General features: G+C 65.2%; 9 protein-coding genes. 3 read left to right on the top strand and 6 right to left on the bottom strand.

Features of this window, described 5'->3' with window-relative positions:
• Nucleotides 1–19: 19 nt before the first annotated feature.
• Genes ACXZ1M_RS03730 through ACXZ1M_RS03705 form a run of 6 tightly spaced genes read right to left on the bottom strand, consistent with a single transcriptional unit; the run spans nt 20 to nt 9,171 of the window.
• Nucleotides 20–727 carry a glycine zipper 2TM domain-containing protein gene (locus ACXZ1M_RS03730; protein WP_459051866.1) on the bottom strand — a complete coding sequence of 236 codons (708 nt, stop codon included), beginning with the start codon at nt 725–727 and terminating at the stop codon, nt 20–22.
• A 37-nt stretch (nt 728–764) separates the two neighbouring features.
• Complete coding sequence (locus ACXZ1M_RS03725) at nt 765–1,988, bottom strand: hypothetical protein (protein WP_459051865.1); 1,224 nt, start codon at nt 1,986–1,988, stop codon at nt 765–767.
• A 9-nt stretch (nt 1,989–1,997) separates the two neighbouring features.
• A complete protein-coding gene (locus tag ACXZ1M_RS03720; RefSeq protein WP_459051864.1) occupies nt 1,998–5,714 on the bottom strand; it encodes a tubulin-like doman-containing protein in 3,717 nt (1,238 codons plus the stop codon).
• Between the two features lie 37 nt (nt 5,715–5,751).
• The gene (locus tag ACXZ1M_RS03715) at nt 5,752–6,168 is read right to left on the bottom strand and encodes a hypothetical protein (protein WP_459051863.1); all 417 of its coding nucleotides are present in this window, start codon (nt 6,166–6,168) and stop codon (nt 5,752–5,754) included.
• 43 nt (nt 6,169–6,211) lie between these two features.
• Nucleotides 6,212–7,693, bottom strand: coding sequence for a hypothetical protein (locus ACXZ1M_RS03710; protein WP_459051862.1), 1,482 nt, complete (start codon nt 7,691–7,693; stop codon nt 6,212–6,214).
• Nucleotides 7,690–9,171: a hypothetical protein gene (locus ACXZ1M_RS03705; protein WP_459051861.1), complete on the bottom strand. Its 1,482-nt coding sequence runs from the start codon at nt 9,169–9,171 to the stop codon at nt 7,690–7,692. The genes ACXZ1M_RS03710 and ACXZ1M_RS03705 overlap by 4 nt, the downstream gene beginning before the upstream one ends.
• Nucleotides 9,172–9,578: 407 nt before the next feature.
• Between ACXZ1M_RS03705 and ACXZ1M_RS03700 the strand changes: the two genes are divergently transcribed.
• Genes ACXZ1M_RS03700 through sppA form a run of 3 tightly spaced genes read left to right on the top strand, consistent with a single transcriptional unit; the run spans nt 9,579 to nt 14,199 of the window.
• Nucleotides 9,579–10,790 carry an MFS transporter gene (locus ACXZ1M_RS03700; RefSeq protein WP_459051860.1) on the top strand — a complete coding sequence of 404 codons (1,212 nt, stop codon included), beginning with the start codon at nt 9,579–9,581 and terminating at the stop codon, nt 10,788–10,790.
• 45 nt (nt 10,791–10,835) lie between these two features.
• Entirely contained in the window at nt 10,836–12,293 is a 1,458-nt protein-coding gene (locus tag ACXZ1M_RS03695) for a sodium:solute symporter (protein ID WP_459051859.1), read from the top strand.
• A 19-nt stretch (nt 12,294–12,312) separates the two neighbouring features.
• On the top strand, nt 12,313–14,199 hold the full coding sequence (gene sppA / locus ACXZ1M_RS03690) for a signal peptide peptidase SppA (protein ID WP_459051858.1): 1,887 nt from the start codon (nt 12,313–12,315) through the stop codon (nt 14,197–14,199).
• Nucleotides 14,200–14,285: the final 86 nt, after the last annotated feature.

The following is a 14,285-nucleotide window of genomic DNA, read 5'->3' as shown; positions in this document are numbered from 1 at the left end:
CTGCGGTTCACCGGCGTGGTTACAGGCCGGCCACGATGACCGCGTTGCGGCCGTCCCATACGAGTTGGGTATTCATGTCGCGCCGTGCCATCAGCTTGTTGTTGATGTACAGGTTGGTCTTCATGGTGTAGATGCCCTGCGAAGCTTGTTCCGGCAGGCTGACCTCAAAGGTGTTTTCGAAGCGGCCACCGCTGCGGTTGACCAGCGGTTTGGCGCCGCTCTTGATTTGTTCGCCGTGGCTGTCGAACACCACCAGTTCTTCCCGTACTTCCGTGATCGGCGTCGCCGTGCCGTTGACCAGTTCTGCGGTCGTGGTGATTTTTACTGGACGCCCGCGCTGTACGATGTTGCTCGAGAGCTGGGGCTGGTAAGAAACCACCTGCGGCTCGCGCGGCAACGCGCCGCGACTGCGCACGTAGTCCTGATCGACCTGGGCTGCGGTGCGGGTCTGGCGCGATTGCGCATTGATGGCGACGCAGCCCAGCGCGCCGGCCGCGCCGCCGATCGCGGCGCCTTTCATCGCGCCTTTTTTGCCGTCAAGCAGCGCACCGAGCAGGGCGCCTGCCGCCGCGCCGGCCAGCGCGGACTTGCCGACGCTGCAAGGATCGGCGTCCTGCTCGGGCGCGCTGGCCTGGCGGCCCTGCTGTTGCGGTACGGTGGCGCAGCCCGCCACCAACGCGGCGAGGAGTACGGAGGCGATGGCTTTGGTTGATTGTTTTGAGTACATATAAACCTCCTGAAGGAAACAAGTAATAAGGTCGGGCTTAACGGATCGTCGTTTCTTGCTGCAGCAACTGACGTTCACGTTCGCGGATTTGTTGCGCCAAACCGTCTATCTTTGGATTGCCGGGGTCCATGCGGCGCGCGCTGTCGAGATAGGTGCGCGCCGCATCGAATTTGCGTTGCGCCAAAGCCGTTTCGGCGTCGCGCACGAATGACTGGGCCATTTCGGTCTTGGCGCTCAGCGCCGGATCCGGCTTGACTGCCGGCGGTTCCGCAGGTTTGGGCGCTGCCACAGGTTGCGGCGTCGTCGGCGACGTCGTGGACAGCGCCGGTGCCGATGGTTCGGCGACATCGACCTCGTCGGGCAGCCTGTCGACCAGGACCGTCAGGGCCGGCAAGTCGGCCGCTTCGCTGTTGACCGAGGCCAGGCGCTCGAGCGCCTGGTGGGCTGCGGCCTTGTTGCGTTCGGCGATCGCTTGACGGACCGTTTGCAGCGCGGCGGCAGCGTTCGCTTGGGCGCCAGTCAACTTCTGGCGCAGCTTGGCGGCGGCCGGCAGCGCGCTACAACTACCGTCGAGCTGATTCAGATGGTCGCGGGCGGTATTCAACCGCTGGTCGTCGAACTCGCTGTCGATGGCGTTGAGCGCCCGCCCGCAGGCGTTGCCGGCCTTGTCGGCGTCGGCCAGCGCCGTCGCCAGAGTCTCGGCCTTGACTCGCGCCGCATCGCGGCACAGGGCGTTGGCTTGCAGGCTTTGGGTGCGGGCGCCGGCCAGGTCGCCGGCGGAGAGCATTTTGGTGCCGGCGTCGAAGGCGGCGCTGCAGGCTTTGTCGTCCGGCGCCGGGGTGCGGCCCAGATAGCCGATCACCGCCAATACGACCACCCCCAGGAACACGAATTTGCCCCAGCTGCGCTGGCGTGGCGATGCGGTCGCAACGGCCGCGCTTGCGGTCGCCGGTGCCACGGCAGCGGGCGCCGGCGCGGCTGGCGCCGGTGCTGCAGACTTCGGCGCTGCAGACTTCGGCGCCGCTTTCGGCCGGTTCGCCGTCGGCCGGGGCGCCGGCGCCACGACTGCTTCAGGGGCCGGCTCCGGCACCGGCACCGGCTCAGGCGCAAGCGCCGGCATCGACGCGGCCGGCGCGCTGGCGACGGACGGCGCCGCGGCCGCCGTCTCGGCGGGCGCGGCCACCCCACTGGGGTGGCCGCAGAACGGGCAATACGCTACGGCGGTAAACAGCGTGGCGTCACAACTGGTGCAATTCTTCACGGCGGATCCTCAGGCCAATGGGGGGGGCAAGTGCGGCGGCGCCATCGTCGGCGCCGCGCCCGCCATCAGTGCTGCCAGTTCCGCCAGCTGCGACAGATCGGTCCAGGCGGCCAAGCCTTGGCGCCAGACCTTGGTCTGCGCGACGATGATCTGGTTGGCCTGCGCCATCTGGACCACCTGTTGGGCGCTGTACGGGCCATATTGCTGGCCGTTGACGCCCAGGTGATATTGGTGCTCAGGCACGGGCGCCATCGGCGCTGCCGGCATGCCGCCCAGCGGCGGCGCGGCGACCGGCAGCGCCGGCGGCAGGGCCGCCGCGCCCATGGCCGGTGCGACCGCAGCCGCTGCGCCGCCGGCGACCAGGGCGTCGAGATGGCCGGCTTCGAACACGTCGGCCTTCAGCACATATTTCAGGCGCGGCAGGCCGTCTTCGCCCGGTTCGCGTACCTCCCAGTCGTAGGCGTCCTCGTCGGAATCGGCCACCACCGTGCACCAGCGTTTGAGTTGATCGAGCAGCCGGTTGCCGAATTTGTCGATTTCGCTGTCACTCACGCCCTTGCGGCGGGCCTTGTCGCGCAGGTCGCGTTCGGCCTCGGCGGCGATGGCGCTGGCGAACCCTTTGCGTTCGGACTCGGAGCCGGTGCCGTCTGCCACCAGCTTGGGCGTGTAGACGGCGTTTTCGTAGTAGTCGGCCAGCATCGCCAGCGCCACGGTCTGCATCGCATCGAGGTCGGCGATGCGCTCTTGCACGCGGCTGACGATGGCGTCGCGGTAGGTGGCCGGCAGGCCGTTCTGGCGCACCGCGCGTTCGTTGCCGATGCGGCGCACGTCGCCGCGCGCCACCGCGAATTGGTACTGGCCGGGCGGCACCAGGCGCAACGTCGAGCGCGTGAGCACGCCCAGCATGATGGCCAGCAGGAATTGCTTGAAGTCTTCCGCCAGGCGGTTGATTTCATCGGTGGTGGGCGCCATCGGATGACTGAACTGGGTCGAGTCGATGTGCGTGTGGGTCGGGCTTTTTTCCGCTTCCTTGCGGTAGCTGGTGCGCCAGCCGTCCATGCCGCGCAGTACCGTCATCGGGAAGCCGGACAGTTCGCAATAGCATACCGCGCGTCCGGGCACGCCGGTTTCGACGATCGACAATTGCGCCGTGGTCATGCCGGACGGAATCACGGCATCCAGCTCGTGGCCGAACTTGCGCTTGAACAGTTCGGAATTGGCCACGCCCAGGAAGCATTTGTACTGGTCGGCCTTGGCCTGGAAGTCGCCCGAGAGGTTGGCTTCCACCCACGGCATGGCGCACGCCAACAGTTTGCGGAAGCGGTCCAGGCGTTCGGCCGCCGTCATCTGGTCGAGCGCGTCGATCAGCGGATCGGCGGCGGCGCCGCCGTCGTCGGCGCTGGCCAGCGACAACTGGCGCTCGGCCATGCGCTTGACCTTGTTCAGGATGTCGCCGCGCTGCGCGGCCTCGCCCAGCATCGGGAACAAGGCCTTGGAGCCGCCCAGGTCGCGGAACGCTTCATCGGCCCACTCGCGCAGTTGCGCCGCGCCCGGCATCGGTCGCGGCACCTCGCTGGTGGCGACGGCGATCAGCGTCGCGTGGTCCTTGTTGAGGTCCTGCTGCAGGATGACGTTGGCCCGTTCGAGCTGGGCCAGCATTTCGAGCACCGCTTCGCGGCCGGCCTGCAGTTCGCCCACCAGGCCGCTCCAGACGGCGCGCCCCTGGGCGTCGACGCCGGTCTTGCGGCCCAGCCAGGCCGACAGCTCCTGCATCAGCAGCGCCGCTTCTTCCGCCGCCTTGGCGCGCAGGTGGAACTTGAGCGCGTTGGCGATTTCCGTGCGCAGGTGGTCCATCACGGCCACCGCCTGCTTTTCGCCGCTGCCGAACAAGCCGCCCTTGGTCTGCTCGAGGTTGGTCAGCAGGCGCTCGTATTCGCGGGTGCGCACCGCCTCCTTGATTTCGCGGTAGCGCTCGGCGTTCACGCCCAGCGCCTGCATCAGGCCGGCGCCCGGCGCTTCCAGCCGGTCCTTGATCTGCTCGACCAGCGACAGCACGTATTCGAGGCCGCCGAACTCCTTGTTGTCCAGATAGGCGTACAACTGGTCGCGCACCGCCTGCTTGATCCGCTCGAGCACTTCGCGGCGGCGTTTGGCGACGCGGTCCTCGGTGGTGTCGGCGGTGGAGTCCTGGTCGCGCACGGCGTCGCGCTCGAGTTGGCGGACCGCTTCGCGCACCTGGGCCGGCCACTCGGCGCGGTCGAAGCCGCTGCGGATGTCGTCGATGCGGCTGTTGACGCGCTGCTCGACGCCGGCCAGCAGCAGACCGTGCTTGTCCTGCAGCAGGTCTTCGACGATCTGGTAATCGGTGAATTCTCCGCTGGAGCGCTTCAGTTCGATGCGTTTGTCGGAGAACTCGGGGAAGTCGCTGAACGGGAAGGCGCGCAGCGCCATTTGCGCGGCCATGAATTCGTCGCGCTGCTTGTCGGTGGCGCGGTTGATGCTGGCGTCGCTGCCGCCGACGCCGAAGAAGGTTTTCAGCATGGCGCCGGCCCAGCGGTGCGCCTGTTCGTCGCGCCGCGCCTCCTGACGGGTGTCGAGCACCGCGTGGCCGAACGCCGAGAAGCGTTTGGAATAGGACAGGCGCATGTCGGCAAAGCGCGACTTCGGCACCAGGGCGTCGTGCAGGAAGTTTTTGTGCTGGGCCTGGTTGACGGCGACCGAGCGCTTGCGGCGCGCGAAATCGCCCGAGGCGAAGTCTTCGAACAGGGCGTCGGCCACCATGTGGTAGACGTCCTTGATGTCGTCGGTGCGTTGCTGCGCCAGGTTGCCCGAATCGATCAGGTAGACTTCATTATAGGGTTCGCGCGGCAGTTCGGGCTGGTCGTAGGCGTCCCAGCGGCCGACATAGCCCTTGTTGCCCAGCATGGCCGATTCGAGCTCCATCAGGGCGGCGTAGCCGTTGGCCTCGGTGCGGTCCTTGTTGGCGCCGGCGTAGCCGGTGGGCAGGAACAGCAGCAGTTCGACGTCGGCATGGTCGACCTCGCTCTTGGCCAGCCAGCGCGCCAGCAAGCCCATGTCGAGGAAGGCGCCCGAGCCGGTGCCGCCGGCCACCGAGCCGACCACCACGATGCGGAACTTGCTGCTTTCCATGCGCAGCCCCAGTTCGCTGAGCTGGCGCTCGTGCGACAGGCCGGCCTTGAGCGTGCGCAGCTTGAGACGGATCTTGTCGCGCACCTTGGCGTACTTGTCGAACAGGTACAGGCGCGAGACGGCGCGGATCTGGCCGGCCCCCTTGGCCGGGTCGATGCCGAGCTCGCGGATCTTCTTGGGCGTGAGCGACAGCCATTCCTTGATGTGCGGGTATTTCTCGAGGGCGTCGTCGTCGCGGCTGTATTTGTCCATGTCGAACGATTCGACGATCTTGTCCTCGTCGCTGAACTTGACCAGGTCGTATTGCAGGTCTTCGGCCTGGGCGCGGCCGCTGTCGATGACGGCGCCGGTGTCGAGGTCGAACTGGATGAATTGCGCCACCGGGAACGCCGCCAGGCTCTCGACGCGGGTGCGGGCGCCGCTGCCGCCCCACAAGGTGTTGAGGATGCGGCGCCGCACGCGCATCAGCACTTCCATGCCGGTGCCGCCGATGCCGATAAACAGGGTGGGGCGCATGTCCATGGTTTGCTCGGTCTTGCGTTCGCCCGCACCGATGGTTTGATTCAGTTTGTCCATAATGGCCGTTTCCTCTATTCGACGGTCTGTGTAGGCGTTACTTGCGGGCCGAGACAAAGCTCAGCACCAGCGCCACCAGGCTGACCAGGGCGATCGGGCCGATGATCAACGGCGCCATGAACTTGGCGGCGTTCACCGCCGCCAGCACCACGCCGGCGGCCAGCGTGGCCAGGAAGATGAACAGCCACCAGCCGGCCGCGTTGGCCTTGTTGGGCGGCACGCGCTTGACCACCAGCGTGTTGGCGTAGGCGTTCTTGGCAAAGAAAAAGGCGATGAACAGTACCAGCAGGATGCCGCCGCCGATCAGCAGGTCGCGCGACGAGGTGTCGGCGCCGGTCGGGCTCAGCACCGTGGCCTCGGTCGGCACGCTGGCCTGGGCGGCCGGTGCGGCGGCGGCGCCGTCGGCCGGCGGCGGCAGCGTGAAACCGGTGTTGTCTTTGGAATCTTGGGCCATGGGATGTCTCCTGGGGAACGGTGAATGAAGAAAGAAATGGGGGTCAAACCAGCCGCAGCGTGTGGCCGTCTTCGACGCCGACCACGACGGGCCGGCCCAAGCCGCGGCGGATTTCGCCGACGCGGCGTCCCTCGGGGTCGAACAAGGTCAGCGACTTGAAGGGCTTAAGCAGGACCTGGCGCGGCAGGCCGTCGACCTGTAGCTGGTAGCGTTTGCTGCGGGTCGATACCAGGCCCAGCGCGGCCAGCGCCAGCACGGCGGCGAGCGCGCCGCCCACCAGCACCAGCACCGGGGTCAGCGGATACTGGACGCGCACCAGCAGCGGCACGTTGGCGCGCGAACTTTGGACGCTGGACGGCGGCATCAGCGCTTCGGCGATCGGGTCGCCCGGAAACAGTTCCTGCATCTGCGCGCTGAATTCCGGCGCCAGGGCGAGCCGTTGGCCGCTCAAGCCCAGGCTCAGCTGCATCGGCAGCAGCACTTGCTTGCCCATGGCGGCCAGCGCCTGGCTGGACCAGGCCGACGGGACTTGCTCCAGCGGCAGCGTGAATTGCACCCGCACCGCTTGCTGCTGGCCGGGCTGCAGATCGGTGATGCCGGCCGGCGCCACCTGCACCGGCAACTGCTGGCGGCCGGCCTTGAGGGTGGCGTCGACCTGGGCGCCGGCAATGGCGTAGGGGTAGAACAGGTTTTGCAGCGTGGCGTTCAGGCGTACCGTCGGCGCCAGCGCATCGGCGTCGACGTCCAGCACCAGGGTGCGTTGGTCGCTGCCCAGGCTGGCGCGCATGTTCGGCGCGTCCAGCAGCGCCTGCGGCACGATCCGCACGGCATCCTGGTCGACCGGCTTCAGCCGCGCCGGCGGCTTGGTCAGCACGGCCGCGAGGCGGCCGTTGGCCAGGATCCGGGTCAGGGCGTCGGCCGCCGGCTGGCCATAGGCCAGCGCGTACACCATCAGCCCCTTGGCCGCATACAGCTTGCCCTGGACCGGCATCTTCAGCGGGAACACCACGCTCTTGGTGATCGACGGCTCCAGGTGCAGCAGGCGGTAGAACTCGCGGTTGCGGGCGGCGGTGGCCTGGTCGTTGCCCGGACTGTTTTTGTTGTTGGTGAAGATCCAGATGATGCCGGGGGCGGCGTGGAACGGTCCGGTGATGGTCTTGGTGACGGCTTCCTGGAAGTCGGTGTCGGCCAGCCCCGGCGAGACGCCCTTGCGCGCCACCTCGAGCGGCGCCAGCAGGCCGGCGACGCCGGCCGCCCCCTGGCCCTGGCCGAGCAGCCTGGGCGAGACATTGGCGGCGGTGGCCTGACTGAACGCCACGGTGTAGACGGTATCGTCGGCGGCGCTGGCGGCCTGGGCCACCGCCGCCACCAGCGGCTTGAGTTGGGACTGCGGATCGGCGTAGAAGGGTTCCATCCAGCCGGAATTCTGAACCAGGAAGGCTTGCTGGATGCCGGCCTGGGCCGGCGCGCACAGGCAAGCGAGCAGGGCCGCGAGCGCGGCACGGGGACGGTGCAGAAGGATCATGCTAATTTCCAGCCATAGATGGCGCGCGGGAATTCCGGATGGTAGGCCCAGAGGTGGTCGTCATGGGTGAACAGCCGCATGCGCCAAGGCCGGTCCACGACGTTGGTATGAAACACCGTTTCGCTGTTGTCGTCGTCCCAGACCAGTTGCAGGCGGGTGCGGTCCGGACTGGCCAGCAAGCCCGCCAGGCTCTGGCTGTTGGCGAGCCGCAGGCCGATGATGCCGCCTTGGCCCACTTCCAGCAGCGGGATCACGACTTCATTGGCGGCGCCGTCGTCGCCGCTGTCGGGTTCCTGCCATGGCTGGTTTTTCAACTTGACGTCGAAGCGATAATTGATCGACCCGGAACAAAAGCGCGGGGAGTCGGCGCGCACCCGCTCGGGCGACGCCTTGCCCAGTTCCAGGTAGAGATAATGGTCGTGCTGGTTGTCGAAGCACAACTGCCACAAAGCGCCGGAGGACGACTGGTAGGGACTGCCGAATTGAAATTGCGGCGCAATGCCGTCTGGCCAGGGCAGGAATTGCGCGGCGACGCTGCCGTCGGCCTGCAACTGCAGATGCAACTGGCCATGCTCGCCAGGCCAGACCGCCTGGCGGTCATAGGCAACGGGCAGGCTCACGCCGTCGAGCTTGCCCTGTCCCAAGGCGGCGGGCACGGCCAGCGTGGCGCCGGCGTTGCCGTCGGCGTCCACGCTGACCAGTTGAATGCCGCCATCGGCCTGGCGCAGGGGCGCCCAGATCTGCTGGTTGAATACGATAGGCGCGCCGACGACGGCGCCCTTGCCGATGTGGCTGATGTGATAGCGCAGCGCGGGCAGGTCGGGCGTGACGCACGCCAGTCCTGCGGCAGTGGGCAGATACAGGCGGCTATGGAAACCACAGGCCATTTCGCCGCGCCATGCTTCGCGCGGTAAGTGGCATTCCGATAAAAGCTGACCGTTCGAGCTTTGCAGCGCCTGCCATTTTTTCGATGCCGGAAGCCACCCGAACAGGGAGCCCTTTCCGGCGTCGATCGCTAGCAACGCATTCTCAACGGTGCCGAAGGTGCTGGAAAAGAAATGATAATCGCCCGGCGGCGGAACGGGCAGGGTGGCGTCCTCCTGGCTTTCCTCGTTGCGGCCAGCCTTATTGAATAAGGTGAGCGGCACGCTGGCGTTGCGCAGTCCGGCCGCTGCGGAATTTTGGGCGCGGGCGAGCGGGCGCGATCCAAACGGTGGAATCCATGGGGCGGCGTGTCCGGGTCTCGGTGAAGCCAGGGCCGATCCATCATTCGGGTTATATCGAAATTCCGGCGGGAACTGCGCCGCGCCCGGAGAAGTACCCCGGGTTTGCATAAGGATGCGCAAATCGTCCGCCTGCAGGTGTGGTGAAACAGTGTTGCCAGCTTTGGTCTGGGTTAATCGCAGGCCTGAGGCGATATTCGCAGTCAACCAGATGCCGGAATCAAGTATCCATTCCCCGGTGTTTTTTTGATTCATTCTTTTCTCAGCATCAAGCGGATATTAAATTGGATAGTGGCGCCGGCAAACTTTAGTTTATGCCTAAGTTCATTCATATATTACCGGTTTTTTAGCCGTATGGAAATACTGCTAGTTTCAGCCTCTTTTTTCGTAGAATGAAATTCAATAGATCAATTTTTATCATTTAGAAACTATCGAATTGTAACAACATAGCGTTGGAGTTTAAAATATTTTATAGTGCTGGATTGATTTTGAATGTAAAAATATTAATTTTATTGGCTTCGGTCTGATCTGCATCAAGACGACGCCATCTCCACTTACTGCGATTGTTGCTATTGACGCAAAGATGTTTTCGGCCAGCCTGTCTTTTTCTTATTGGTAAACCTCCCGATACTGCATGACATCAACTTATACGGAGTTATGTCATGCCAATTGCACTGCTAGCGCTGACCATCAGCGCGTTTGCCATCGGGACCACCGAGTTTGTCATTGTCGGCCTGCTGCCGACTATCGCCGCCGATCTGGGCGTGAACCTGCCATCGGCCGGCTTGCTGGTCAGCCTGTACGCCATGGGCGTGGCCGTCGGCGCGCCGGTGCTGACCGCGCTCAGCGGCAAAGTGCCACGCAAGCTGTTGCTGGTGTCGCTGATGGTGCTGTTCACCCTCGGCAACCTGCTGGCCTGGAAGGCGCCCGGCTACGAATCGCTGGTGATCGCCCGCATCCTCACCGGCCTGGCGCACGGCGTGTTCTTCTCGATCGGCTCGACCATCGCCACTTCGCTGGTGCCGAAGGAGAAGGCGGCCAGCGCGATCGCCATCATGTTCACCGGCCTGACCGTGGCGCTGGTGACCGGCGTGCCGCTGGGGACGTTCATAGGCCAGCATTTCGGCTGGCGTGAGACTTTCCTGGCCGTGTCCGCCCTGGGCGTGGTGGCGATTATCGGCAGCGCGATCTTCGTGCCGTCGACCATCGCGCACAACAAACCGGCTTCGCTGCTGCAACAGGTGAAAGTGCTGGCCGAACCGCGTCTGCTGCTGGTGTATGCCATCACGGCGCTCGGTTATGGCGGTTCGTTCACGGCCTTTACTTTCCTGGCGCCGATCCTGACCGATATCACCGGTTTCAGCGTGAATTCGGTAGGCCTGGTGATGCTGGTGTACGGCGTGTCGGTTGCGGTGGGCAATATCTGGGGCGGCAAGCTGGCCGACCAGCGCGGCCCGGTGGGCGCGTTGAAGATCATCTTCCTGGGCCTGGCTGCGGTGCTGCTGGTGCTGAGCTTTACGGCGCCGTACAAATGGCTGGTGCTGGCGACGGTGCTGGCGTGGGGCGCGGTGGCGTTCGGCAACGTGGCCGGCTTGCAGGTGTATGTGGTGCAGCAGGCCGAGCACTATACGCCACGTGCGGTGGATGTGGCCTCGGGCCTGAACATTGCTGCGTTCAACCTCGGCATCGCCGGCGGTGCTTGGGGTGGCGGCTTGATCGTCGAGCACCTGGGACTGATCCATACCGGCTGGATCGGCGCGCTGGTGGTACTCGGTGCGTTCGGCCTGACCGCGCTGAGCGGACGCCTGGACCGCCTGAACCCGCGCCCGGCCAGCGCCGGCGGCGGCCGCTCGATCCACGCGGCGGCCCACTGATGAGGTATATTGGCGGCGACTTGAATCACTCGCCGCCAATACCTTATGTCCGCAGTCTCCCTGTTTTGTCTCGTTTCCGCCTATTTCGCCTTGCTGCTGCTGGTGGCCTGGCGCACTTCCCGCAACGCCACCAACGACAGCTTCTTCATCGGTAACAAGAGCAGCAACTGGATGCTGGTGGCCTTCGGCATGGTCGGCACCACGCTCAGCGGCGTCACCTTCATCAGCGTGCCTGGCGCCGTCGGCCGCGACGGCTTCGGCTACCTGCAGGTGATCCTCGGCTATGTGCTCGGCTACATCGCCGTCGCCTTCATCCTGTTGCCGCTGTACTACCGCCTCAAGCTGACGTCCATCTATACCTATCTCGAACAACGCCTCGGCCCGCGCTCCTACCAGAGCGGGGCGGCGTTCTTCATCCTCTCGCGTACCCTGAGCGCCTCGGCGCGGCTGTACCTGGTGGTGAACATCCTGCAGCTCACCATCCTCGACAGCATGGGCGTGCCGTTCTGGCTGACCACCGTCGTCATCCTCGCCATGATCCTGCTGTACACCTACGAAGGCGGCGTCAAGACCATCGTCTGGACCGACACCCTGCAAACCACCGGCATGGTGCTGGGCCTGGTGATCTGTGCCGGCTGGCTGCTGCACGAAATGAACCTCGGCCCGCTCGACAGCATCGCCCAAATGCAGGCCCACAACCTGACCCGCGTGGTCACCACCTCGGTCGACAGCCCGGCCTATTTCTGGAAGCAGGTGCTGGCCGGCTTCTTCATCGTGCTGGCGATGACCGGCATGGACCAGGAGACCATGCAGAAGAACATCTCCGTGCGCACCCTGCGCGATTCGCAAAAGAACATGCTGCTGCTGACCGCTGTACTGACGGCTGTACTGGTACTGTTCATGTTCCTTGGCGGACTGCTGTACCTGTACGCGCCCACCGTCGGTGTAGCGGCCACCGGCGACAAACTGTTCCCGGCCGTGGTGATGGGGCATATGCCGGCCGCGCTGCAGCTGATCTTCTTCATCGGCCTGATCTCGGCGCTGTTCCCCAGCGCCGACGGCGCCATGACCGCGCTGACATCCTCGTTCAGCATCGACATCCTGGGCGTGCAGCGACGCACCGATATGACGGAAGCGGCCAAGGTAAGCTTGCGCCACCGCGTGCATCTGGTGTTCTGCGCCATCTTCCTGGCGCTGGTGCTGCTGTTCAAATGGGTGGACAACGCCAGCATGGTCGGCCTGGTGCTGAAACTGACCGGCTACACCTACGGCCCGCTGCTCGGCTTGTTCGCCTTCGGCATCCTGACCCGCCGCGCGCTGCGCGACCGCTGGGTGCCGGCTGTGGCGTTGGCGGGACCATTGCTATGCTATGTTATTGATTGCAATCAGGAAATGCTGTTTGGGACCTACCGCATGGGGCTGGAGCTGCTAATCTTGAATGGATTACTGGTTTTTGCCGGACTACTGCTGATCTCCAAAACGCAGTATCATCATTGCAAATAACGCAACCACTGGAGTGTTGATGAGCCAATCACCGTTTTCTTATATCCGCAGGGGCTTCGCCTTTTTCTGGCGCGCGCTGGACGCCGGCCGCCGCACGGTTCTGAACCTGATCTTCCTGATTATTGTATTGGTGCTGCTGTACGCGATTTTCGGCGGCGGCGTGAAGCCCCTGCAGCCCAAGACCACGCTGGTGCTGGACCTGAAAGGTCAACTGGTCGAGCAGTCGAGCATCAGCGCGCGCGACGCGCTGGTGACCAATCTGCGCGGCGGCGAAGTGCACAAGATGATCCAGCTGCGCGACGTGCTGTCGGTGCTGGAAACGGCCGCCAAGGACCCGGACGTCGGCGCCGCCGTGCTGCTGACCGACGAGCTGCAAGGCGCCGGCCAGGCTTCGCTGCGCGAAGTGGCCAGCGCCATCGACCGCTTCAAGGCGTCCGGCAAGCCGGTGGTGGCCTGGGGTTCGAGCTACGACCAGCGCCAGTACCTGCTGGCCGCGCACGCCAGCGAAGTCTATCTGCATCCGATGGGCATGGTGTTGATCGAGGGCTTCGGCCGCTACCGCAACTACTACCGCGACGCGCTGGACAAGCTGGGCGTGACGGTCAACCTGCTGCGCGTCGGCACTTACAAGAGCTTTGCCGAGCCGTTCATCGCCAACGGCCCGTCGCAGGCCGCCAGCGAGGCGGATTCGTACCTGAACAATGCGCTGTGGGCTTCCTACACCGACAACGTGGAAAAGGCCCGCAAGCTGCCGCAGGGCCAGATCATGAAGACCATCGACGATCTGCCAACGCAGGTGGCGGCGGTCAACGGCGACCTGGCCAAGCTGTCGCTGTCGGCCAAGTTCGTCGACGGCCTGAAAACCAAGGACGAGCTGCGCCAGATGATGACCAAGCGCGGCGCCGCCGACCCGGAAGGCAAGAGCTTCCGCCAGGTCAGCTTCGATGACTACCTGGCCCGCGTGCCGCGCAAGCACACCGGCGACGCCGTCGGCGTGATCGTGGCGCAGGGCGAGATCAGCGACGGCAGCGCCGGCCCGGGCTCGATCGGCGGCGACTCCATCTCCAAGCTGATTCGCCTGGCGCGCGAGGATGACAATATCAAGGCCGTGGTGCTGCGCGTCGATTCGCCCGGCGGCAGCGCGTTCGCCTCGGAGCTGATCCGCCGCGAGCTGGAACTGACGCGCGCCGCCGGCAAGCCGGTGGTGGTCTCGATGGGCAACGTGGCCGCTTCCGGCGGCTACTGGATTTCAATGTCGTCCGATGAGGTGATCGCGGAGCCGAACACCATCACCGGTTCGATCGGCGTGTTCGCCATCCTGCCGACCGCCGACAAGGTGATCGACAAGCTGGGCATCCACACCGCCGGCCAGCCGACCACCTGGCTCGGTGATGCCGGCAATCCGCTGCGTCCACTGGACCCGCGCCTGGGGCAACTGATCCAGGGCAGCATCAATCATATTTATGCGGAGTTCACCACCAAGGCCGCCGCTGCGCGCAAGACCACGCCCGCCAAGATCGATGAAGTGGCGCAGGGCCGCGTGTGGACCGGTACGCAGGCCAAGGAGCGCGGGCTGGTGGATCGCTTGGGCAGCTATGGCGATGCGCTGAAGTCGGCCGCCACTCGCGCCAAGCTGGCGCCGGATTATCGCGTGGTGTATGTGGAGCGCGAGATCAGCAAGTTCGATCGTTTCGTCGATATGCTGGGCGGCGGCACTGCCAAGGCGGCCATGCAGTCGATGGTGCAGGAAGTGGCGACGCAGCTGAAGCTGGGCGCCGCCATCACCACCGGCCTGCCGCCAAGCGCGGCCACCGGGATTGCGAATGACATGGGCTGGCTGTCGGAAGTGACGGCGCAGCGCAAGCCGTTCACCGCCATCACCCACTGCCTGTGCGAATCGCCATAACGTGACCCTGTCGTTCCCGCGAAAGCGGGAACCCATGCATTGCATGAATTCCCCCCATACTCAGCAAGCGTTCCATGGGCTCCCGC

This window comes from Duganella paludis (assembly GCF_054461335.1).
The sequence above is the reverse complement of the archived record's forward strand: the minus strand, read 5'-3'. Positions and strand labels throughout refer to the sequence as shown.

What these genes read in the sequence shown, in the direction of transcription:
- ACXZ1M_RS03730 (WP_459051866.1), bottom strand. Translation starts at nt 727, where the DNA reads ATGTACTCAAAACAATCAACCAAAGCCATCGCCTCCGTACTCCTCGCC.
- ACXZ1M_RS03720 (WP_459051864.1), bottom strand. Translation starts at nt 5,714, where the DNA reads ATGGACAAACTGAATCAAACCATCGGTGCGGGCGAACGCAAGACCGAG.
- ACXZ1M_RS03715 (WP_459051863.1), bottom strand. Translation starts at nt 6,168, where the DNA reads ATGGCCCAAGATTCCAAAGACAACACCGGTTTCACGCTGCCGCCGCCG.
- ACXZ1M_RS03710 (WP_459051862.1), bottom strand. Translation starts at nt 7,693, where the DNA reads ATGATCCTTCTGCACCGTCCCCGTGCCGCGCTCGCGGCCCTGCTCGCT.
- ACXZ1M_RS03705 (WP_459051861.1), bottom strand. Translation starts at nt 9,171, where the DNA reads ATGAATCAAAAAAACACCGGGGAATGGATACTTGATTCCGGCATCTGG.
- ACXZ1M_RS03700 (WP_459051860.1), top strand. Translation starts at nt 9,579, where the DNA reads ATGCCAATTGCACTGCTAGCGCTGACCATCAGCGCGTTTGCCATCGGG.
- ACXZ1M_RS03695 (WP_459051859.1), top strand. Translation starts at nt 10,836, where the DNA reads ATGTCCGCAGTCTCCCTGTTTTGTCTCGTTTCCGCCTATTTCGCCTTG.
- sppA (WP_459051858.1), top strand. Translation starts at nt 12,313, where the DNA reads ATGAGCCAATCACCGTTTTCTTATATCCGCAGGGGCTTCGCCTTTTTC.